The sequence below is a fragment of the Enterobacter cloacae complex sp. P38RS genome (assembly GCF_014930775.1).
GTDB lineage: Bacteria > Pseudomonadota > Gammaproteobacteria > Enterobacterales > Enterobacteriaceae > Enterobacter > Enterobacter bugandensis.
The window spans coordinates 539,360-559,274 of the sequence record NZ_JADBRS010000001.1; the positions used below are offsets into that span (position 1 = coordinate 539,360).

20 protein-coding genes are annotated in these 19,915 nt (G+C 56.9%); 4 read left to right on the plus strand and 16 right to left on the minus strand.

The annotated features are described in order from the left end of the window. The first annotated feature begins 30 nt into the window (after window positions 1-30). Window positions 31-1,305 (plus strand): tyrosine--tRNA ligase, encoded by a 1,275-nt coding sequence (gene tyrS / locus IM303_RS02670; RefSeq protein WP_028012910.1) that lies wholly within the window; start codon window positions 31-33, stop codon window positions 1,303-1,305. A 66-nt stretch (window positions 1,306-1,371) separates the two neighbouring features. Then, entirely contained in the window at window positions 1,372-2,232 is an 861-nt protein-coding gene (gene pdxY / locus IM303_RS02675; protein WP_048956288.1) for a pyridoxal kinase PdxY, read from the plus strand. A gap of 60 nt (window positions 2,233-2,292) precedes the next feature. Here pdxY and gstA read toward each other — a convergent pair whose 3' ends face one another. The 12 genes from gstA to blr form a co-directional block, all read right to left on the minus strand. Then, the gene (gstA, locus tag IM303_RS02680; protein WP_028012912.1) at window positions 2,293-2,898 is read right to left on the minus strand and encodes a glutathione transferase GstA; all 606 of its coding nucleotides are present in this window, start codon (window positions 2,896-2,898) and stop codon (window positions 2,293-2,295) included. Between the two features lie 105 nt (window positions 2,899-3,003). Beyond that, complete coding sequence (dtpA, locus tag IM303_RS02685) at window positions 3,004-4,512, minus strand: dipeptide/tripeptide permease DtpA (RefSeq protein WP_028012913.1); 1,509 nt, start codon at window positions 4,510-4,512, stop codon at window positions 3,004-3,006. Between the two features lie 591 nt (window positions 4,513-5,103). Next, complete coding sequence (gene nth, locus IM303_RS02690; protein WP_028012914.1) at window positions 5,104-5,739, minus strand: endonuclease III; 636 nt, start codon at window positions 5,737-5,739, stop codon at window positions 5,104-5,106. Further along, window positions 5,736-6,422, minus strand: coding sequence for an electron transport complex subunit E (locus IM303_RS02695; RefSeq protein ID WP_023617347.1), 687 nt, complete (start codon window positions 6,420-6,422; stop codon window positions 5,736-5,738). The genes nth and IM303_RS02695 overlap by 4 nt, the downstream gene beginning before the upstream one ends. A gap of 2 nt (window positions 6,423-6,424) precedes the next feature. Continuing rightward, on the minus strand, window positions 6,425-7,045 hold the full coding sequence (rsxG, locus tag IM303_RS02700) for an electron transport complex subunit RsxG (protein WP_045261492.1): 621 nt from the start codon (window positions 7,043-7,045) through the stop codon (window positions 6,425-6,427). A gap of 10 nt (window positions 7,046-7,055) precedes the next feature. Further along, window positions 7,056-8,108: an electron transport complex subunit RsxD gene (gene rsxD / locus IM303_RS02705; protein WP_049000871.1), complete on the minus strand. Its 1,053-nt coding sequence runs from the start codon at window positions 8,106-8,108 to the stop codon at window positions 7,056-7,058. Continuing rightward, window positions 8,109-10,130 carry an electron transport complex subunit RsxC gene (rsxC, locus tag IM303_RS02710; protein ID WP_047368415.1) on the minus strand — a complete coding sequence of 674 codons (2,022 nt, stop codon included), beginning with the start codon at window positions 10,128-10,130 and terminating at the stop codon, window positions 8,109-8,111. Continuing rightward, on the minus strand, window positions 10,123-10,701 hold the full coding sequence (gene rsxB / locus IM303_RS02715) for an electron transport complex subunit RsxB (RefSeq protein WP_032640037.1): 579 nt from the start codon (window positions 10,699-10,701) through the stop codon (window positions 10,123-10,125). The genes rsxC and rsxB overlap by 8 nt, the downstream gene beginning before the upstream one ends. Then, complete coding sequence (gene rsxA / locus IM303_RS02720) at window positions 10,701-11,282, minus strand: electron transport complex subunit RsxA (protein ID WP_028012919.1); 582 nt, start codon at window positions 11,280-11,282, stop codon at window positions 10,701-10,703. Before rsxA ends, rsxB begins: the two co-directional genes overlap by 1 nt. Window positions 11,283-11,358: 76 nt before the next feature. Further along, window positions 11,359-11,799 carry a DUF2569 domain-containing protein gene (locus IM303_RS02725; RefSeq protein WP_025758365.1) on the minus strand — a complete coding sequence of 147 codons (441 nt, stop codon included), beginning with the start codon at window positions 11,797-11,799 and terminating at the stop codon, window positions 11,359-11,361. Window positions 11,800-11,885: 86 nt separating this feature from the next. After that, window positions 11,886-12,101, minus strand: coding sequence for a transcription modulator YdgT (ydgT, locus tag IM303_RS02730; RefSeq protein ID WP_013096896.1), 216 nt, complete (start codon window positions 12,099-12,101; stop codon window positions 11,886-11,888). A gap of 233 nt (window positions 12,102-12,334) precedes the next feature. Beyond that, entirely contained in the window at window positions 12,335-12,460 is a 126-nt protein-coding gene (gene blr / locus IM303_RS02735; protein ID WP_168733269.1) for a division septum protein Blr, read from the minus strand. A gap of 241 nt (window positions 12,461-12,701) precedes the next feature. On the opposite strand from blr, the gene IM303_RS02740 reads away from it, so the two are divergent. Next, window positions 12,702-13,742, plus strand: a complete 1,041-nt coding sequence (locus IM303_RS02740) for an oxidoreductase (RefSeq protein WP_028012920.1) — start codon at window positions 12,702-12,704, stop codon at window positions 13,740-13,742. 55 nt (window positions 13,743-13,797) lie between these two features. Here IM303_RS02740 and add read toward each other — a convergent pair whose 3' ends face one another. The 3 genes from add to malX all read right to left on the minus strand — a co-directional run bounded on the left by add (window position 13,798) and on the right by malX (window position 17,709). Then, on the minus strand, window positions 13,798-14,799 hold the full coding sequence (gene add, locus IM303_RS02745; protein WP_028012921.1) for an adenosine deaminase: 1,002 nt from the start codon (window positions 14,797-14,799) through the stop codon (window positions 13,798-13,800). 96 nt (window positions 14,800-14,895) lie between these two features. Continuing rightward, window positions 14,896-16,068, minus strand: a complete 1,173-nt coding sequence (locus IM303_RS02750) for a MalY/PatB family protein (RefSeq protein WP_049000874.1) — start codon at window positions 16,066-16,068, stop codon at window positions 14,896-14,898. 48 nt (window positions 16,069-16,116) lie between these two features. Next, a complete protein-coding gene (gene malX, locus IM303_RS02755) occupies window positions 16,117-17,709 on the minus strand; it encodes a maltose/glucose-specific PTS transporter subunit IIBC (protein ID WP_061098406.1) in 1,593 nt (530 codons plus the stop codon). A gap of 177 nt (window positions 17,710-17,886) precedes the next feature. On the opposite strand from malX, the gene IM303_RS02760 reads away from it, so the two are divergent. After that, window positions 17,887-18,915 carry a Mal regulon transcriptional regulator MalI gene (locus tag IM303_RS02760; protein ID WP_049000879.1) on the plus strand — a complete coding sequence of 343 codons (1,029 nt, stop codon included), beginning with the start codon at window positions 17,887-17,889 and terminating at the stop codon, window positions 18,913-18,915. Window position 18,916: 1 nt separating this feature from the next. On the opposite strand, the gene IM303_RS02765 is transcribed toward IM303_RS02760, so the two are convergent. Next, window positions 18,917-19,813 carry a LysR family transcriptional regulator gene (locus tag IM303_RS02765; RefSeq protein WP_045261486.1) on the minus strand — a complete coding sequence of 299 codons (897 nt, stop codon included), beginning with the start codon at window positions 19,811-19,813 and terminating at the stop codon, window positions 18,917-18,919. Between the last annotated feature and the right edge of the window lie 102 nt (window positions 19,814-19,915).

A 19,915-nucleotide genomic window follows, 5' to 3' on the forward strand; every position in this document is an offset into this window, starting at 1 on the left:
AGGTGCAGTCGTTTATACATGGAGAATTTGATGGCAAGCAGTAACTTGATTAAACAATTGCAAGAGCGGGGCCTCGTGGCCCAGGTGACGGACGAGGAAGCGTTAGCAGAGCGACTGGCGCAAGGCCCGATCGCGCTCTATTGCGGCTTCGATCCCACCGCTGACAGCTTGCATTTGGGGCATCTTGTTCCATTGTTATGCCTGAAACGCTTCCAGATGGCGGGCCATAAGCCTGTTGCCCTGGTGGGCGGCGCGACCGGTCTGATTGGTGACCCGAGCTTTAAAGCCGCGGAGCGTAAGCTGAACACCGAAGATACCGTGCAGGAGTGGGTGGATAAGATCCGCAAACAGGTTGCACCGTTCCTCGACTTCAACTGTGGTGATAACTCTGCCATTGCTGCTAACAACTACGACTGGTTTGGCGGCATGAACGTGCTGACCTTCCTGCGTGACATCGGCAAGCACTTCTCTGTTAACCAGATGATTAACAAAGAAGCGGTCAAGCAGCGTCTGAACCGTGACGATCAGGGTATCTCCTTTACCGAGTTCTCCTACAACCTGCTGCAGGGCTATGACTTTGCCTGCCTGAACAAGCTGCACGGCGTCTCTCTGCAGATAGGCGGCTCTGACCAGTGGGGGAACATCACCTCCGGTATCGACCTGACCCGTCGTCTGCATCAGAACCAGGTCTTCGGCCTGACCGTTCCACTGATCACCAAAGCAGACGGCACCAAATTCGGTAAAACCGAAGGCGGCGCGGTATGGCTCGATCCGAAGAAAACCAGCCCGTACAAATTCTATCAGTTCTGGATCAACACGGCGGATGCCGATGTTTACCGCTTCCTGAAGTTCTTCACCTTCATGGACATTGCCGAGATCAATGCGCTGGAAGAGGAAGATAAGAACAGCGGTAAAGCGCCGCGTGCCCAGTACGTGCTGGCGGACGAAGTGACCAAACTGGTTCATGGTGAAGAGGGCCTGGCCGCGGCAAAACGCATCACCGCAAGCCTGTTCAACGGTACGCTGAGCGATCTGAGCGAAGCTGACTTCGAACAGCTGGCGCAGGACGGCGTGCCGATGGTTGAGATGGAGAAAGGAGCTGACCTGATGCAGGCGCTGGTGGACTCTGAGCTCCAGCCTTCCCGTGGTCAGGCGCGTAAAACCATCGCCTCCAACGCTATCACCATCAACGGTGAAAAGCAGGCTGATCCGGAATACACCTTCGTTGACGGCGATCGTCTGTATGGCCGCTACACGCTGCTGCGCCGCGGTAAGAAAAACTACTGTCTGGTCTGCTGGAAGTAAGTAAAAGTCTCGAGGGGCGTGGGAAACCACGCCCTTTTTGTTTGTTCAGGGTTTGGTAAGAAAAAGATGAAGAACATCCTCGCCATTCAGTCCCACGTTGTCTTTGGACATGCTGGCAATAGCGCAGCGGAATTCCCGATGCGCCGCCTCGGTGCCAACGTCTGGCCTCTCAATACCGTGCAGTTCTCTAACCACACGCAATACGGCAAATGGACAGGCTGCGTGATGCCGCCTTCGCATCTCACAGAGGTTGTGCAGGGTATTGCGGATATCGACCAGCTCAAGCGCTGCGACGCCGTTCTGAGCGGCTACCTCGGCTCAGCGGAGCAGGGGGAACACATCCTTGGCATCGTGCGTCAGGTGAAAGCGGCAAACCCGGCGGCAAAATATTTCTGCGACCCCGTCATGGGACACCCGGAGAAAGGCTGCATTGTGGCGCCTGGCGTAGCGGAATTTCACGTTCGCCATGCGCTGCCCGCCAGCGATATCATTGCGCCCAACCTGATTGAGCTGGAGATCCTCTGCGAGCATCCGGTTAACAGCGTAGAAGAGGCTGTACGCGCGTCTCGCGAGCTGATAGCTCAGGGGCCGGAGATTGTGCTGGTAAAACATCTCGCCCGCGCAGGGCTGACCCAGGAGCGTTTTGAGATGCTGCTGGTGACGAAAGATGACGCATGGCATATCAGCCGTCCGCTGGTGGATTTCGGCACGCGTCAGCCGGTGGGCGTGGGTGATGTGACCAGCGGGCTGCTGCTGGTGAAACTGTTGCAGGGTGCAACGGTGAGAGACGCGCTGGAGCACGTGACGGCAGCGGTGTACGAAATCATGATTGCGACGAAACAGATGCAGGAATATGAACTGCAGGTGGTCGCGGCACAGGATCGTATCGCGAAGCCGGAGCACTATTTCAGCGCCACACGGCTATAATCGTTCAGAGTTCGTAGGCCGGGTGAGCGTCAGCGCCACCCGGCAACACAGACGGCTCGCTTAATTCAACCCTTCCGCTTTTAGCGCCGCGGCCACCGCTGGACGCTCCGCCACGCGCGCCATATACGATGCGATGTGGTCCAACCCTTCCAGGTTCAGCTTAACCGCACGCGCCCAGCGCAGTACGGTAAACAGGTACGCGTCGGCAATGGTGAAGCGTGAACCACAAATCCACTGATCGTCTTTCAGCGATTCGTTAACATACTGCAGCTTTTTCTCCAGCAGAGCTCGCACGGTCGGCTTGTACTCTTCCGGCGTATCCGGGCGGAAGAGGGGGGTAAAACCTTTGTGCAGCTCGGTGGCGATATAGTTCAACCACTCCAGCGTTTTATAACGTGCGACGCTGCCGGTAGGGGCAAGGAGCTGGCGATCCGGTACGTTGTCCGCCAGGAATTGCATAATCGCCACGCCTTCGGTCAGCAGAGTTCCGTCATCCAACAGCAGGGCCGGAACCTGCCCTTTTGGGTTAATCGCAAAAAAGTCATCCCCGTTTTCCAGGCGCTTTTTCATCAGATCAACGCCATCCAGCGTGAAATCTTTGCCGCTCTCGCGCAGGGTGATATGGGAAGCAAGAGAGCACGCGCCCGGTTTGTAGAACAGTTTCATCGGTAACTCCTTTTTGCTGAGGTTTCAGCTATGTTAGTGCGCGAAGGGACAAAAAAAAAGCCGCTAATCTCTTAGCGGCTTCTGTTCTGTCGTTTCTCTCAAATATCACGCGGTAGCGGTTTTGTTCGCTTCCGCCGTCTTGTCGTCGTCCTGAGTCATTCGATTCAGTTTCGGTGCGGTCAGCAGCATCAGCGCCGCGATAACCGCCGTAGCGATACCAATCTGCATGAACACGGTACCGTAGACGTTCAGGGAGAGCAGCGGATCGGTCACGTTTTCTGGCACAGCCATCAGGTTCGCGATCTTACCGGCGATGATCGCCGCACCGGCAGTGGTCAGGAACCAACTACCCATAATGAAGCCCATCAGACGCTGTGGAACCAGCTGTGCAACCATCGCCAGACCCAGACCGGAGATCATCAGTTCGCCGATAGACTGCAGCGCGTAGCTCAGGATCAGCCAGTTAACGGACACGATACCGGCGTCGGACGCAAACTTTGTCCCCAGCGGCAGCACCAGGAACGCACCAGAGCAGAGCACCATACCCACCGCGAACTTGTGCGGCATTGGCAGACGATCGCCCATCTTGTTATAGATTGCGGCCAGAATCGGGGAACCGATCATGATCCAGAATGGGTTCAGCGCCTGGAACTGCTCGGGTTCGAATGCGATACCCAGGATAGAGTGCTCAACGTTACGAATAGCGAAGAAGTTCAGAGAGGTTGGCATCTGGCTGTACAGCACGAAGAAGATAATCGCTTCCAGCATCAGAATGAACGCCACAATCATCTTACGACGGGCTGCACCCTTCATAGCGAACGCTTCTTTTGCGAAGATGACCACGATGCCCAGCGCAACTACGCCCAGAACGGCACGAGCGATACCCTGGTTGTGCAGCAGCCAGGTGGCGATCGCCGCCAGGACGACAACGCCCACGATGGTAGCCAGCAGCTTGCCCATGTGGACAGGCTCGAAGTCAGGTTTTGAACCGTAGTCTTTCACCCAGTTGCGGCAGAACAGGAAGTTTACCACGGTGATCAGCATACCCACGAAGCTCAGCGCAAACGCCACGCTCCAGCCGAATTTCGCGGCCAGCCATGGGGTTGCCAGCATGGAAAAGAAGGAACCGATGTTGATGGACATGTAGTACATGGTAAATGCACCGTCCAGACGTGGGTCATCTTTGCTGTAGCAGGTTGAGAGCAGGGAAGACGGGTTCGCTTTGAACAGGCCGTTACCCACGGCGATGGTTGCCATGCCCATGTAGACCACAGCCGCATCATGTCCTGACCATGCAACCAGACCATAGCCAATAGCCAGAACAATGGCACCCAGCATAATGACGCGCTTAGTACCGAGAACTTTATCACCCAGCCAGCCGCCGATAGCAACCAGACCGTAAACGAGGGCACTAAAGGAGGAGAACAGCGTGATGGAATCGGCTTCGGACATACCCAGCTGTTTAACCAGGTAAACCGCCATGATCCCTTGCAGGCCGTAGTAACCAAAACGCTCCCATAACTCGATAGAGAAGATGAGATAAAACGCTTTCGGTTGTTTAAAAGCGTTCAGACTCACGCTTTCATCTGTTGGTTTATTGTTTGCAGTCGACACATATACCTCTTTTTTTACATCCCATATTAACGGGGGTGTTCATAGCGTGATGGCCGTAGCCCATCCGCCTTATAGTTATATTGGGAGGAGAAACGGCGGGTAATGTTCACTATCCTGCCCCGTCTGGCAATACGTTTGTAATAATCTGTTACATATATCTTGAACGGTATAATTGTCGGTTTCTACAAATGTTATTTAGCGTTAAATTTTATACGATAACTAAAGGTAGTTTTTTCGACTGGTATACACCCAGTGCGATGGGGTTTTGGCGATATGTTCTGCTATTTGCCGCTTGTTGTAGTGATATAGCCCATATTCTGAAAAATAGCTGGTCTTATCTTCCGGCTAAACGCATTTAAATCTTGCCCGGCAAAGGGTTTGCGATGACTTTGACTACAAAAAATCAACATGACGTTATCAGAGTGATCGCGATCACAGATGTATAGAAATTTTTGGCTATGAAAAAAGTATTAACCTGTTTGAGCGTTATAGAGCCGAACAAGTGACAAGTCAGAAGAAAGTAAGAGCGGACAAATAACGGCCAAAAGAAGAACGAACGGTAGCCCTTCTTTTGGCAAGGGATTATGACGGTCAGGGATAGACTTTTTCTTTATATTCGCAGAGATCTTCAATAACGCAGGAGCCGCAGCGCGGCTTTCGGGCTATGCAGGTATAACGACCGTGCAAAATCAGCCAGTGGTGGCAGTCAACCTTGAATTCGGCAGGAACCACTTTTAACAGCTTCTCTTCTACCTGCTCGACATTTTTCCCTGGGGCGAAGTTGGTCCGGTTTGAGACGCGGAATATATGCGTATCAACGGCGATGGTCGGCCAGCCAAACGCGGTATTGAGCACAACGTTCGCGGTTTTACGCCCCACGCCCGGCAAGGCTTCCAGCGCGGCGCGATCTTCCGGTACTTCGCCTCCGTGCTGTTCCAGCAGGATCCGACAGGTCTTAATTACGTTCTCGGCTTTGCTGTTAAACAGGCCGATGGTTTTGATATAGGACTTCACGCCTTCCACGCCCAGCTCCAGCATGGCCTTCGGCGTATTGGCGACCGGATAGAGCAGGGCAGTGGCTTTATTGACGCTCACGTCGGTCGCCTGCGCAGAGAGCAACACCGCGATCAGCAGCTCAAACGGGGAGGTAAAATTCAGCTCCGTCGTCGGGTGCGGGTTCTCGTCCCGCAGACGGGTCAGGATCGCAATGCGCTTTTCTTTATTCATGAGGCCTTCTCGGGTGTCCCTTCCAGAACGCTGCGCTCAGCCGCGCGGCGCTTACGTTTCTCATCAATCAGGTATTTTATCGCCAGCATCATGCCGAGGCCAATAAACGCGCCGGGCGGTAGCATCGCCAGCAGGAACGGCGTATCGGTGTGAAACACCTCAACGCGCAGCGCTTTAGCCCAGCCGCCCAGCAGCGCATCTGCGCCGTCGAACAGCGTACCGTTGCCGAGGATTTCACGCAGCGAGCCCAGCACGAACATGGCGCACGTGGCGCCCATGCCAATGGAAAAACCATCCAGCGCCGACATGGCCGGGCTGTTTTTTACCGCGAACGCTTCCGCACGCCCGACCACGATACAGTTGGTGACGATAAGAGGAATGAAGATCCCGAGCGACTGGTACAGACCAAACGCGTAGGCGTTAATCAGCATCTGGACAATACTGACCACCGACGCAATGATCATGACGTAAATCGGAATACGAATTTCCGACGGCGTCCAGCGTCGCAGGGCAGAGATGGAGAGGTTGGTCAGGGTCAATACCAACGTGGTTGCCAGACCCAGACCGAGCGCGTTGGTGGCGGTGGATGTCACCGCCAGCAGGGGGCACATACCCAGAAGCTGTACCAGCGCGGAGTTGTTCTTCCACAATCCCTGGACAATAACCTCTTTAACCTGGCTCATGATTACTCCTCACAGGCCGGAAGATTGTTGATCTGCGCGGGCAGCGTTTCAGCGTACAGCCCGGCACGTTTTACGGCGTTTACCACCGCCCGCGGGGTGATGGTTGCGCCCGTGAACTGGTCAAACTCGCCGCCGTCTTTCTTCACCGCAAACGCGGTGTCATCTTCACCATGGATCACTTTACCGGCAAAGTGCAAAATCCAGTCGCTCAGACGGGTTTCGATTTTATCGCCAAGACCCGGCGTTTCATGATGCTCCGTCACGCGGGTGCCCAGGATGGTACCGGAGAAATCGCTGCCCACGAGCAGCTGAATGGCGCCGGAATAGCCATCAGGCGCGGTCGCTTCCATCACCGCGCCGACCGGTTTATCCCCTTTGCGGGCGATAAAGAGGCGGTGCGGGCCTTTCCCAAGCTGCGGCGCGTCTACCACAAAGCAGCTTTTTTGCAGGTCATTATCGTAGAAATCGGACGGGATCACCTGATCGAACAGCGCCTTTTGCTGCTTCGAGGCCTGTTCTTCGATGGTCGTTTTGGTCAGCGCATTAACCAGTGCCGTCAGCCCCGTCAGGACCGCGGCGAAGACAGCCAGCGTGACGCCGTGTTTTTGCATCGTTTTTAACATGGCGAAACCCTTAGCGATGGCCGTACACGCGCGGACGCGTGTAATAGTCGATGAGCGGAACGGTAATATTGGCGAGCAGGACGGCAAAGGCCACGCCGTCCGGGTAGCCACCGAAGCTGCGGATGAGCCAAACCAGCAGGCCAGCCAGCGCGCCGAAGATCAGGCGTCCGCGGTTAGTCGTTGAGGCCGTCACCGGATCCGTCAGGATAAAGAAGGCACCCAGCATGGTCGCGCCGGAGAGCAGGTGCATCTGCGGGCTGGCCAGCGATTCAGGAGAGAATACCCAGCCCAGCGTGGCACAGACCGCCAGCGTCACGAGGAAGCTGACCGGAATATGCCAGCGGATGGCCTTCTGCTGCAACAGGAACAGGCCGCCCAGCAGATACGCCAGGTTGACCCACTGCCAGCCGGCTCCCGCCAGCACGCCGCTGTAGATGGCGGACTTCATGATTTGCTCAACGCTGTGCCCGGCGTGCAGGGACGTTTTAAACGTATCGAGCGGCGTCGCCTGGCTGATACCGTCCACGCCCATACGCAGCGCGTTCATATCAGCACCCAGCGCCGTATGGCCGGTAAAGATCACCTGCAGAGCATCCATAAAGCCGGGAACCGTGGCTGCAATCTCGTGCGGTGGCAGCCAGCTGGTCATCTGTACCGGGAAGGAGATCAGCAGCACCACGTAGCCAATCATCGCCGGGTTAAACGGGTTATGACCGAGGCCGCCGTAGAGCTGTTTGGCAATAATCACGGCAAACACGGTGCCGAGCACTACCATCCACCACGGGGCAAGCGGGGGAATGCTGATGGCCAGCAGCAGGCCGGTCAGCAGCGCGGAGTTGTCGGCCAGGATGCGGGAAACCGCCATCTTGCGCAGCTTCAGCACGAGGGCTTCCGCCGCGACGGCGCTGGCGCATCCAAGAGCTATCTGGAACAGGGTTCCCCAGCCGAAAAACCAGCACTGAACGGCAATGCCCGGTAGCGCCGCCAGGCAGATCAGCATCATGATGCGCGAGGTCTGGCGCTGATTGTGGGTGTAAGGGGAACTTGCGATTCTGAAAACCATTTAATCCTCGTTTACGGCTTGCTGTGCGGCTTTCTTTGCCTGAACGCGCGCAATGGCGGCGGCGACGGCGGCCTTGCGCGGGTCATCGTTGGCGGCCTGCGGCTGCTCTTCCTGCTGCGCTGCTTTGCGCGCTTTGGCGCGGGCTATCGCCGCTTCAACGGCGGCTTTGCGTGGGTCGACCGGTGCTTCAGGTTCTGCGGCTGGCGCCTGCTGCGCTGCTTTGCGCGCTTTGGCGCGGGCAATCGCCGCTTCAACGGCAGCTTTACGCGGATCGACCGGTTCCTGTTCAACCACCACTGGCTGCTCCCCGGCCTTGCGCGCTTTGGCACGGGCTATTGCCGCTTCGACGGCGGCTTTGCGTGGATCGATTTCAGCTTCCGGCTGCGCCGCTTGCGCTTTTTCCGCCTGACGGGCGCGGGCCGCAGCTTTACGCGCTTCGCGGGCGGCAATCGCTTCGCTGTTATCCGGTTTTTCACCGGCCTGGATCACCAGCGTCTGGGCGGCACTGGCTTTTTTCTCGCGAACGCGCGCCAATGCGGCGTTGATTGCATCCTGATCTTTCCCGGCAGGCTGAACGGCGGCCTGCTTATGTCGCTCCTGACGAGCCATCTTCTCACGTTCGAGACGCGCCTGACGCGCTTCGAAACGTGCCTTGGCTTCCGCGGCGCGTTTTTCTTCCATGGAGATGGCATAAATCTCGGCCTTCTCCTGGCGGAAATACTGCACCAGAGGAATGTTGCTTGGGCAGACCCAGGCGCAGGCGCCGCATTCGATGCAGTCGGCCAGGTTATGGGCTTTGGCCTTATCGTGCAGCTGGCCTTTGCTGTACCAGTACAGCTGCTGCGGGAGGAGATCCGCCGGGCAGGCATCGGCACAGGCGCTGCAGCGGATGCAGCCTTTCTCTTCCTGCTCCTCCCCCATTTCGGTTGGGGAAGGGGCAAGCAGGCAGTTGGTGATTTTCACTACCGGAACGTCGAGCCACGGCAGGGTAAAGCCCATCAGCGGACCGCCCATGATCACCATCTGGTCGCTGGCCGGGCAAAATTCAGCCTGTTCCAGCAGATGGCGCACCGGCGTGCCGAGGCGCGCCCACACGTTACCCGGACGAGAGACAGACTCTCCGGTCAGTGTTACCACGCGCTCGGTCAACGGCTCGCCGTCAATCACCGCACGCTTGACGGCGTAAGCGGTGCCGACGTTTTGCATCAGCACGCCGATATCCGACGAGCGTCCGCCGTGCGGGACCTGCTTGCCGGTGAGGATTTGCGTCAACTGCTTTGCGCCGCCAGAGGGGTACTTGGTCGGAATAACGCGCAGGGCGATATCATGGCTACCGGCCAGCACGGCGCGCAGCATTGAAATAGCCTGCGGTTTATTGTCTTCGATACCGATCAGCACTTCCCGCGGCTGCAGAATGTGCGCAAGGATGCGGATGCCTTCCACCACCTGGGCGGCGCAATCCTGCATCAGACGATCGTCGGCGGTGATGTACGGCTCGCATTCGGCGGCGTTGATAATCAGCGTCTGAATCTTATCGCCACCGCCGCGCAGCTTGACGCCGGTCGGGAAGCCCGCGCCGCCAAGCCCCGCGACGCCGAACTGATGAATACGCTCGATGAGCGCTTCGCGGCTCTGGCTGCGGTAGTCGCTCCAGCCGTCACGGTCAATCCAGCGATCTTCGCCGTCGGCTTCAATAATCACGCTCAGTTCCGACAACGCGGAAGGATGCGCCACCGTATGAGGGGCAATCGCCACCACTTTCCCGGAAGTAGGGGCGTGTACCGGCAGCATACGTCCGCGTCCGAAGGTCAGCGGCTGACCGCGCAGCACCGTATCGCCTTCTTTCACGCACAGCTCGCCCTCAGCGCCAATATGCTGCTTGAGCGGCATGACGTAACGCGTCGCCAGCGGAATTTGACGCAGCGGCGTGCCGTTGGACTGGGTTTTCATCTCTGGCGGATGGATACCGCCGTCAAAGTCCCAGATCTTCTCTTTTCTGAAAGCAGAAAATAACTTAAGCATGTTGTTCCACAGGAATATTGCGAACCGGAATGGTTTGAAGATCCCACTTCCAGCTTTCGGTAGTCGTTTCAACCGGGCGCAGCTCTATACATTGCGTCGGGCAGGGGGCCACGCAGAGGTTACAGCCGGTGCAGAGATCCGCCACAACGGTGTGCATGGCGCGCGTTGCGCCAACAATGGCGTCGACCGGACAGGCCTGAATACATTTGGTGCAGCCGATGCAGTTTGCTTCGTCGATCACCGCGAGGGCACGGACCGGCTCCTGGACTTCCGCATCGCCATCAACGGGCTGCGGATCGACGTTAAGCAGGGCGGCAATTTTCAGCATCACCGCTTCGCCGCCGGGCGCACAGCGGTTAATTTTTTCACCCTGAATGCCTACCGCTTCAGCGTAAGGGCGGCAGCCTGGGTAGCCGCACTGTCCACACTGACTTTGCGGCAAAAGCTCATCAATTTTTTCAACAACAGGATCGTCCTCTACCGCGAAACGGCGGGAGGCGTAGCCCAGGATAAGGCCAAACACCAACCCCAGGACGCTGATAGAGGCGATGGCAATCCAGATAGCACTCATTACAACTTCACCAGACCACTAAAGCCCATAAAGGCCAGAGACATTAAACCCGCGGTCACCAGCGCAATGGCATTACCGCGAAATGGCGCAGGGATGTCCGCTGCTGCCAGACGTTCGCGAATCGACGCGAACAGCACCATAACAAATGAGAAACCGACAGCGGCGGAGAAACCGTACAGCGCCGACTGCATGAAGTTATGGCCAAGGTTGATGTTCAGCAGCGCCACGCCAAGCACCGCACAGTTGGTGGTGATCAGCGGCAGGAAGATACCCAGCAGGCGATAGAGCGCCGGGCTGGTTTTACGCACCACCATTTCGGTAAATTGCACCACCACCGCAATGACCAGAATAAACGCCAGCGTGCGGAGATAGATTAACCCCAGCGGGATGAGGATCCAGGTGTCAATCAACCACGCACAGATAGACGCCAGCGTCATGACGAAGGTCGTCGCCAGCCCCATGCCCATCGCTGTTTCCAGCTTTTTGGACACGCCCATAAACGGGCACAGGCCAAGGAACTTCACCAGAACGAAGTTGTTAACCAGCACGGTGCCGACAAAGAGCAGTAAGTAATCGGTCATTATTTAGCCTGAAATAAAAAAGCCGCCTATTATCGGACAAACCGGGGCAGGCGACAACAGGTTATCTGTAAGGTTATTACGGGTTCACGAAGGTGTTTTTCACACGCGTTGAACGTTTGAAATAGGGCACCAGCAGCGCCGCGGCCAGTAACGGGAAAAGCAGCTGGCGGACAGCAAGCGCGTCAGAGACGGGCGAGAAAGCAAACGCTTTAACCGCCAGCAAGACCGAGACCAGCAGCCAGATAATGTAGTGCTTAGGCACACTCTTGCGGCGCTTAAAGAAGGCGATAGTCAGCCACAGGGTGTAGTACCACATCCCAATCGCGAAAACGAACGACACAAACCACATCGCTATATTCAGCACGCTTTGCGACATCAGGGTCTGAATAGCGTGAGGGGTAATCAATGCGGTGGTATAAAGCAGCAGCGCAAGCGATGCGCTTAATAAGGCAACCAGCAGCCATGCCAGTGGGGCGATTAACCAGCCTCCGATGCGTTCTCCAGGCGTTGCGGTCATGAACTCTCCCATTATCTGCGCGAAATGTTGTATAGCCAGTTTGCAGGGCGGAGAGTATATAACATTTCGCGCGGATGGCTACTTTCTTATAAAACGTAACGCCATACGGACTTTGGCACCTCGCCGACGTTGAACAAGCGTCCGCCGGAGACCAGCTCCGCACGGCGATGGTCAGCGGCGCGATACATATTGATGATGTCCTGATTATCCGACAGGGTGTAGTTCAGATGGTCAAACAGTTTTTCCAGGCTCTCAAGCGAATTGATCTTGCGAAATTTTAATAAATAGTCCTGAACTGTCATATTAATAATTTTCCATATAAAAGTGAGTAATACCAGTTAAGGTAATTCGGTCGAATAATAAACGGATTAATACAGACGTAAACAGCCCACTCAGATAACGCGACGAAATTAGGAGTTTTCTTTGCTGAAATTCAGGCACCGAAGGTGATGCCTGGAAGAGAAGGTTAACCGCGTTCACCAGGGCTGGCAATACGAAACTGACACATTATGTCACTCTTTAAAGCAGCAACCGGTTACTTAGGATGGGTGACGGCAGCAGGCTCCGGCGGCTGGTAGTTATCAATATGGCTGGCTACGCCGAGCAAAATGACCGAAACCCCAAGAACAATCCATCCCGCTAATTCAATGATTCGATTAATAATTGATGCCATGATTCACTGTTGTAATTTATCCATAAATACAGGTCGCAAATGTTACAGCGCTGTTTCTCTGACGGCAAGCGCTTTGGGAACGATTCCCTTAAACAAAATCAGAAGGTTAATACTATGTAACAAAAATAGCCGGTACAGCCTGCTATTTTAAGCGCCATGGCTCATTATTAATGAGGACAATGCCAGAAAGGCCAGTATGAAATAAGAAACGCAAAAAGAGGACAACACGATGAGTGATAACATTCGCGTCGGGCTTATAGGCTACGGGTACGCGAGCAAAACGTTTCATGCGCCTCTGATAGCCGGAACGCCGGGAATGGCGCTGGCGGCGGTATCCAGCAGCGACGCCGCCAAAGTCCACGCTGACTGGCCCGCAGTGCCGGTTGTCTCCGAGCCTAAACACCTTTTCAACGATCCGAATATCGATTTAATTGTTATTCCCACCCCGAACGACACGCACTTCCCGCTGGCGAAAGCCGCGCTGGAAGCCGGGAAGCACGTCGTTGTTGACAAACCCTTTACCGTGACGTTGTCACAGGCGCGTGAGCTGGAGGTGCTGGCAAAAAGCCTGGGCAGAGTGCTGTCCGTTTTCCATAACCGCCGCTGGGACAGCGACTTCCTGACGGTTAAAACGCTTCTCGGGGAAGGCACGTTAGGAGAGATCGTTTTTTTTGAATCGCATTTTGACCGTTTTCGTCCGCAGGTGAGAAACCGCTGGCGCGAGCAGGCCGGTCCGGGCAGCGGCATCTGGTACGATTTAGCTCCGCATCTGCTGGACCAGGCCGTGAATCTGTTTGGCCTGCCGGTGAGCATGACGGTCGATCTGGCCCAGCTCAGGCCCGGTGCGCAGACCACCGATTACTTCCACGCGGTGTTGAGTTACCCGCAGCGGCGGATTGTGCTGCACGGCACGATGGTCGCGGCCGCGGAATCTGCCCGCTATATCATCCACGGCACGCGCGGGAGCTACGTGAAGTTTGGCCTCGATCCGCAGGAAGACCGCCTCAAAAACGGTGAACGTCTGCCGCAGGAAGACTGGGGCTATGATATGCGCGACGGCGTCGTGACGCGGACGGAAGGTGAGGAGCTGGTTGAGGAAACCCTGTTAACGATCCCGGGTAACTATCCGGCTTATTATGCTGCCATCCGCGATGCGCTGAACGGAACGGGGGAGAACCCGGTTCCGGCCAGCCAGGCGATACAGATTATGGAGCTGATTGAGCTGGGGATTGAATCTGCCAAACATCGCGCCACGCTCTGTCTGGCATAAGTTTTAAATGCTTTTGTATGCCGGGTAAGGCGTCGAAGCCACCCGGCAAAAGGGTTTACGCGGTTGCCACCTTATCCCGCAGCGCCTGCTTCTCTGCAGGCGTAAGGAAGGCGATCTCCAGCCCGTTGATCTGCGCCTGGCGGATCTGCTCGCGGCTCAGGCCCGCCTGCGGTGCGGCGATGTTGTACTCGTGGATGATATCCACGCCCTGAACCGCCGGGTCGTCCGTGTTCAGCGAGGCCAGCACGCCGTGCTCAAGGAACGTTTTCAGCGGGTGCTGCGCCAGCGTTGCCACGGTGCTGGTCTGAATGTTGGACGTCAGGCACGACTCAATGCCGATGCGCTGCTCCGCCAGGAAATCCATCAGCGCGCGGTCTTCTACCGCCTTCACGCCGTGGCCGATACGCTCGGCGCCCAGCTCGCGGATGGCCTGCCAGATGCTTTCCGGGCCCGCTGCTTCACCCGCATGGACGGTAATGTGCCAGCCGGCATCGCGCGCGCGGTTGAAGTGGGAGAGGAACAGGCTGCCGGGGAAGCCCAGCTCATCGCCGGCAAGGTCAACGGCGGTGATGGCATCGCGGTGCGCCAGCAGCGCTTCCAGCTCCTGCAGGCAGGCGGCTTCGCCGAACGTGCGGCTCATAATGCCGATCAGGCGGGCCTGAACGTCGAAGGTTTTACACCCTTCACGGACGCCTTCAATGACGGCCTCCACCACGCCTGCAACGGGCAGGCTGTGGGTCATCGCCATATAGCCCGGCGAGAAGCGCAGCTCAACGTAGTGCAGGCCGTTACGGGCCGCGTCTTCAATGTTCTCAAACGCCACGCGGCGGCAGGCATCCAGCGAGGCCAGCATCTTCACGCCCCAGTCGAGTTTGCTCAGGAAGCTGACCAGGTCAGGTTCATTGGAGGTAACCTGTACGTGTGGGATCAACGACTCAAGCGTCTGAGCGGGAAGCGTTAAGTTGAACTGGCGGCCAAGATCGAGGATGGTTTGGGCACGAATGTTACCGTCAAGGTGACGATGAATATCAGTTAAGGGCAGGCGTGTATCAATCATGGTCGCACTCTTTTCGGGTTAAAGTGCGCCATATTATAAAAACAAAACGGGGTAAAAAGCTATTTGCGCAAGGGAATATTCCGTTGCGCAAACAAATTACAGGAGCGTGTTGATCCCGGCGATGAGGCGCTGCACCCCTTGTTCCAGCTTGCTGCGTGGGCAGCCGGCGTTAAGGCGCACGAAGCCGTTACCCTCGTTTCCGTACGTGTATCCCGGCATGATGGCGACCTTTTGCTGCTCGATCAGCACTTTTTGCAGTGCCCTGTCATCAATGTTCAGCGGGCGCAGGTCAATCCAGGCCAGATAGGTTGCTTCCGGCGGCTGCCAGTTCAGTTTCGGAAAAGCACTGTTTAATTCCTGTGCGATATACAGCAGATTCTCTTCCAGATAACGACGCAAGGCATCCAGCCACGGCTCTCCCTGCTGATAGGCGGCGATATGGGCCGTCAGCGCCAGCACGGAAGGGGAAGAGAGCCCATCCCGTCCTTTTAGCGCGCTGAGATAGCCGTTACGGCTCTCTTCATCGCCGATCAGGCCGTATGCGCCCGTCAGTGCCGGAATATTAAAGCTTTTCGAGCCGGAGGTGAGAAGCGCCCATTTGCCGCGCGCTACCGCATTCCACGGGGTGTGGCGATGCGCCCCCCAGACCATGTCCATATGAATTTCATCGCTGATAACCGCCACATCATAGCGCTCACAGAGTTCCGCCATCTGCGTCAATTCATCCCGCGTCCAGACCTTGCCGGTCGGGTTCTGCGGGCTGCACAGCAGCAGAATTTTGTTTTCCGGTTTCGCCAGGGCCGCTTCAAGCGCCGCCATATTGCCCTGCCAGCCAGCAGCCTGCTTTTCCATCTCAACGGCCACAATCTGACGCGCATTGCCTCCAATGGCGTTGTAAAACGCATCGTACGCCGGTGTGTGGACCACCACGCCGTCACCGGGCTTTGACCAGAGGCGGATCAGCTCTGACACCATGTAGATGACGGAAGGGCCATAAACGACGGTTTCTTTATCAATGCGGCTGTTAAAGCGCTGCCGAAACCAGTGCTCAACAGCGGAAAGAAACTCGTCGTTTTTCCAGCGGCTGTAGCCCAGCACGCCGTGGTTGATGCGCTGATGCAGCGCGTCGGTAATGCAGGGGGCGGTGGCGTAGTCCATATCCGAGATGGTGAAGGGCAGCAAATCCGCCGCGCCAAAGCGGTCGGCGACGTAGTCCCACTGCGTACACCAGGTGCCGTGACGATCCACGACGGTAGAAAAATCAAACATGACGTTAATCCTTAAAGTAAAACCCCCTCATGAGAGGGGGTTGAGGCATCAGGCTTCTACTGTTCGCATCAGGGTTGCCAGCTCATCTTTCACCGACTGAACCTGCGGGCCGATAACCACCTGCAAATTATGCTGATTTAACTGTACCACGCCGATGGCCCGGTTGGCTTTCAGGGCGTTGGTATCCACTTTTGACATATCCGCCACCGACAGACGCAGGCGGGTGATGCAGTTATCCAGCGAGGTAATGTTATCCGCACCGCCCAGCGCAGCCAGAATGGCAGGGGTGTTATACCCGGATTTGCCCACGGTACCGGCCACCGCCTGCTCAACGCTGGTGGCGGTATCGGTATCGCGGCCCGGCGTTTTCAGGTTAAAGCGGGTGATGGCGAAGCGGAAGATACCGTAGTACACCGCGAACCAGATAGCCGCCACGACCGGCACCAGATACCACTTGGTTGACAGGCCGTGCAGGATCCCGAACACCACGAAGTCAATCACGTTGCCGTCGGTGTTGCCGATGGTGACGCCGAGCACTGCCATCACGGTAAAGCCCAGGCCGGTCAGCAGCGCGTGGATGAGATACAGCACCGGCGCAACAAACAGGAACAGGAATTCGATAGGTTCGGTGGTGCCGCCCACGACGCAGGCAATCACGCCGGAGATCAGCAGCCCTTTAATTTTATGTCGGTTTTCCGGGCGCGCGCAGTGGTACATCGCCAGCGCGGCACCCGGCAGCCCGCCGAGGAAGGCCGGCATTTTACCCTGAGACAGGAAGCGGGTGGCGCTTTCGGAGAAGCCGTGGGTTGTCGGACAGCTCAGCTGCGCCTGGAAGATGGTCAGCGCACCGCTCACGTCGTGACCGCACACCTCCATGGTTCCGCCCGCTTCGGTGAAGCGAATCAGGGCCACCAGGATATGCTGCAGGCCGAACGGCAGCAGCAGACGCTCGCCGGTGCCGAAGATCATCGGACCAAAATCTCCCGCGCCGTTGATGATGCGGCCAATGCCGTTGATGCCCATCGCAAAGACTGGCCAGATCAGGGGAATGATCAGGCCGAACAGACCCATGACCACCAGGGTGACAATCGGCACGAAGCGGGTACCGCCGAAGAAGGCCAGAGCATCCGGCAGGCGGATATTATGGAAGCGCTCGTGCAGCATCCAGATAATGACCCCGGCGATCACCGCTCCGAGGATCCCGGTATCAATAGACTGAATACCAATCACGCTCTGAATATTGTTGGCCTTCAGCACGGCTGCGTCGGTGGTCGGCAGAATGCCTTTCGCGGTCAGCCAGAAGTTAACCGCCAGGTTCATCACGGCGTAACCCACAAACCCGGCAAACGCCGCGACGCCTTTATTCTCGCGGGCCAGGCCCAGCGGGATGGCGATACAGAACATCACGGGCAGGAAGCTAAACGCGAAGGAGCCGACCTTACTCATCCAGATAAAGATCGCCTGCAGCACGGGAGTACCGAGGAACGGGATCAGCGTGATAACGTCTTTACTGCTCAGCGAGCTGCCGATCCCGAGCATGATCCCGCAGAACGAGAGGAGCGCCACGGGCAGCATAAAGGTTTTACCCAGTTGCTGGAAAAACTCCCACAGCGATATTTTTTGTGCTGCTTTCGCCGTCATAAAACGACTCCTTTATAGTTAAAATCAGTTTGCCTGCTTCAATGCTGCGAAAAGATAAAACGTTTTATCAAAGTTTAGTGCTCGCTAAATCACATTCTCAGGCTTTGACTGGTAGTATAAAGATAACGTATTGATAAAACGTTTTACCGATCTCATTTCAGGGAGTCACGCTGACACATGGCTGTAGCGAAAAAAATCACCATCAACGATGTCGCGCTGGCGGCGGGGGTTTCCGTCAGCACCGTTTCTCTCGTGCTCAGTGGTAAAGGGCGCATCTCGCCCGCAACCGGCCAGAGGGTGAACGAGGCGGTTGAACAGCTGGGCTTTGTGCGTAACCGTCAGGCGTCGGCGCTGCGCGGCGGGCAAAGCGGGGTGATTGGCCTGATTGTCCGTGACCTGACGTCACCTTTTTATGCGGAGCTGACCGCCGGGTTAACCGAAGCGCTGGAAGCGCAGGGGCGGATGGTCTTTCTGCTGCACGGCGGGCGCGAGGCCGGGCAGCTTCTCTCCCGTCTCGATATGCTGCTGACCCAGGGGGTTGACGGAGTGATCGTCGCCGGAGCGTCGGGCGTGGGTAGCGAACTGTGCGAGCGCGCCGCCGAAAAAGGCGTGCCGCTGGTGTTCGCCTCGCGCGCCAGCTATCTGGACGAGGCCGATACGCTGCGCCCGGATAACATGCAGGCCGCGCAAATGTTGACCGAACATCTTATTCGCCGCGGGCATCAGCGCATTGCCTGGCTGGGAGGGAAAAGCTCCTCCCTGACGCGCGCCGAGCGGGTCGGCGGCTACTGCGCGACGCTGATTAAATACGGCCTGCCGTTCCACAGCGAATGGGTCGTGGAGTGTGAATCCAGCCAGAAGAAAGCGGCGGAAGCGATAGGCGCGCTGCTGCGAAGCAATCCGACGATCAGCGCCGTGATTTGCTACAACGATGTGATTGCCATGGGTGCCTGGTTTGGCCTGATCCGCGCCGGGCGTCAGAGCGGCGAGGGTGGGGTGGAAACCTTCTTCGGCCATCAGGTGGCGTTAGGGGCGTTCGCCGACGTTGGTGAAAACGCGCTGGACGATCTCCCCATCGTCTGGGCTACCACCCCTGCGCGGGAGATGGGCTACACGCTGGCAGACAGAATTATGCAGCGCATCGACAACACGGATGTCCAGTCCGGGCACCAGATTGTGGCGGCGCGGCTGGTGACGGTGAAATAACTCAGCTCTGCTGCGTAAGCGGGTTGAGCGTCAGATGTGTCTCCAGGGCTTCTACAAATTTTCGTACTTTTGCCGGGATCAGCCGGGAGGTCGGGTAAACCGCCCAAATGGCCAGCGATTCCGGCTGAGCATCTTCCAGGACGATCCGCACGAGTTTACCCTCAGCAATGGCAGGCTCTACGTACCAGCGAGATAAATTTGCGATGCCGAGTCCCCCCAGGCAGGCCTCGAAAATCGCCTCAATAGAGTTAGCCGAGAATCGGCCTGACACCTTTTGTTTGTAGCGCTGTTCACCCTTCTCAAACGACCAGTGTGTCGTATCTGAGGTGGTCAGGCAGCTATGTCCAGCCAGATCGTTAAGCAATTTCGGTGAACCGTACGCGGCGAGATACTCCGCGCTGGCGCAAAGCTCGCGGGGGTTATCACAGATGCGGTGTGCAACTAACCGGTTATCGCGCAGCGGTGCAATGCGTAACGCCACGTCTATGCCTTTCCCGACAATATCAATTTGCTCATCGGTTGCCAGCAGGTCGACCTGCAGGGCAGGATGTTGCTGCATAAACAGCGGCAACATCGGTGCAACGATCTTGCGTCCAAACGCCGCTGAGGCGGTAATGCGAAGGCGTCCGGACAGGTGCGTACCATCAGGAAACAGATCGGCCAGCGCGTTATTTTTATCTTCCAGCAACGCCTGCGCATGCGGCAAAAAAACGTCACCATCGCTGGTCGGTGAGAGGGATCGCGTGGTGCGATGCACCAGCCTGACCCCCAGCTCAGCCTCAAGATTGTTAAGAGAGCGTGACGCCGCCATGGCGCTCATTGAGAGCCGACGCGCGGCGCCCGCCAGGCTACCCGCCTTAATCGCTTCGACAAACACTTCAACGTCTTCCAGTTTCATTGTATCGCTTTTCGTTATGCTGCCTTATCAAAGTACATATCTACAGTATTTATCGTTACGCTGCCATAGTCTCTTCACAACCTGAAAAATACCAATCTGGAG

What these genes read in the sequence shown, in the direction of transcription:
- tyrS (WP_028012910.1), top strand. Translation starts at nt 31, where the DNA reads ATGGCAAGCAGTAACTTGATTAAACAATTGCAAGAGCGGGGCCTCGTG.
- pdxY (WP_048956288.1), top strand. Translation starts at nt 1,372, where the DNA reads ATGAAGAACATCCTCGCCATTCAGTCCCACGTTGTCTTTGGACATGCT.
- gstA (WP_028012912.1), bottom strand. Translation starts at nt 2,898, where the DNA reads ATGAAACTGTTCTACAAACCGGGCGCGTGCTCTCTTGCTTCCCATATC.
- nth (WP_028012914.1), bottom strand. Translation starts at nt 5,739, where the DNA reads ATGAATAAAGAAAAGCGCATTGCGATCCTGACCCGTCTGCGGGACGAG.
- IM303_RS02695 (WP_023617347.1), bottom strand. Translation starts at nt 6,422, where the DNA reads ATGAGCCAGGTTAAAGAGGTTATTGTCCAGGGATTGTGGAAGAACAAC.
- rsxG (WP_045261492.1), bottom strand. Translation starts at nt 7,045, where the DNA reads ATGTTAAAAACGATGCAAAAACACGGCGTCACGCTGGCTGTCTTCGCC.
- rsxD (WP_049000871.1), bottom strand. Translation starts at nt 8,108, where the DNA reads ATGGTTTTCAGAATCGCAAGTTCCCCTTACACCCACAATCAGCGCCAG.
- rsxC (WP_047368415.1), bottom strand. Translation starts at nt 10,130, where the DNA reads ATGCTTAAGTTATTTTCTGCTTTCAGAAAAGAGAAGATCTGGGACTTT.
- rsxB (WP_032640037.1), bottom strand. Translation starts at nt 10,701, where the DNA reads ATGAGTGCTATCTGGATTGCCATCGCCTCTATCAGCGTCCTGGGGTTG.
- rsxA (WP_028012919.1), bottom strand. Translation starts at nt 11,282, where the DNA reads ATGACCGATTACTTACTGCTCTTTGTCGGCACCGTGCTGGTTAACAAC.
- IM303_RS02725 (WP_025758365.1), bottom strand. Translation starts at nt 11,799, where the DNA reads ATGACCGCAACGCCTGGAGAACGCATCGGAGGCTGGTTAATCGCCCCA.
- ydgT (WP_013096896.1), bottom strand. Translation starts at nt 12,101, where the DNA reads ATGACAGTTCAGGACTATTTATTAAAATTTCGCAAGATCAATTCGCTT.
- IM303_RS02740 (WP_028012920.1), top strand. Translation starts at nt 12,702, where the DNA reads ATGAGTGATAACATTCGCGTCGGGCTTATAGGCTACGGGTACGCGAGC.
- add (WP_028012921.1), bottom strand. Translation starts at nt 14,799, where the DNA reads ATGATTGATACACGCCTGCCCTTAACTGATATTCATCGTCACCTTGAC.
- IM303_RS02750 (WP_049000874.1), bottom strand. Translation starts at nt 16,068, where the DNA reads ATGTTTGATTTTTCTACCGTCGTGGATCGTCACGGCACCTGGTGTACG.
- malX (WP_061098406.1), bottom strand. Translation starts at nt 17,709, where the DNA reads ATGACGGCGAAAGCAGCACAAAAAATATCGCTGTGGGAGTTTTTCCAG.
- IM303_RS02760 (WP_049000879.1), top strand. Translation starts at nt 17,887, where the DNA reads ATGGCTGTAGCGAAAAAAATCACCATCAACGATGTCGCGCTGGCGGCG.
- IM303_RS02765 (WP_045261486.1), bottom strand. Translation starts at nt 19,813, where the DNA reads ATGAAACTGGAAGACGTTGAAGTGTTTGTCGAAGCGATTAAGGCGGGT.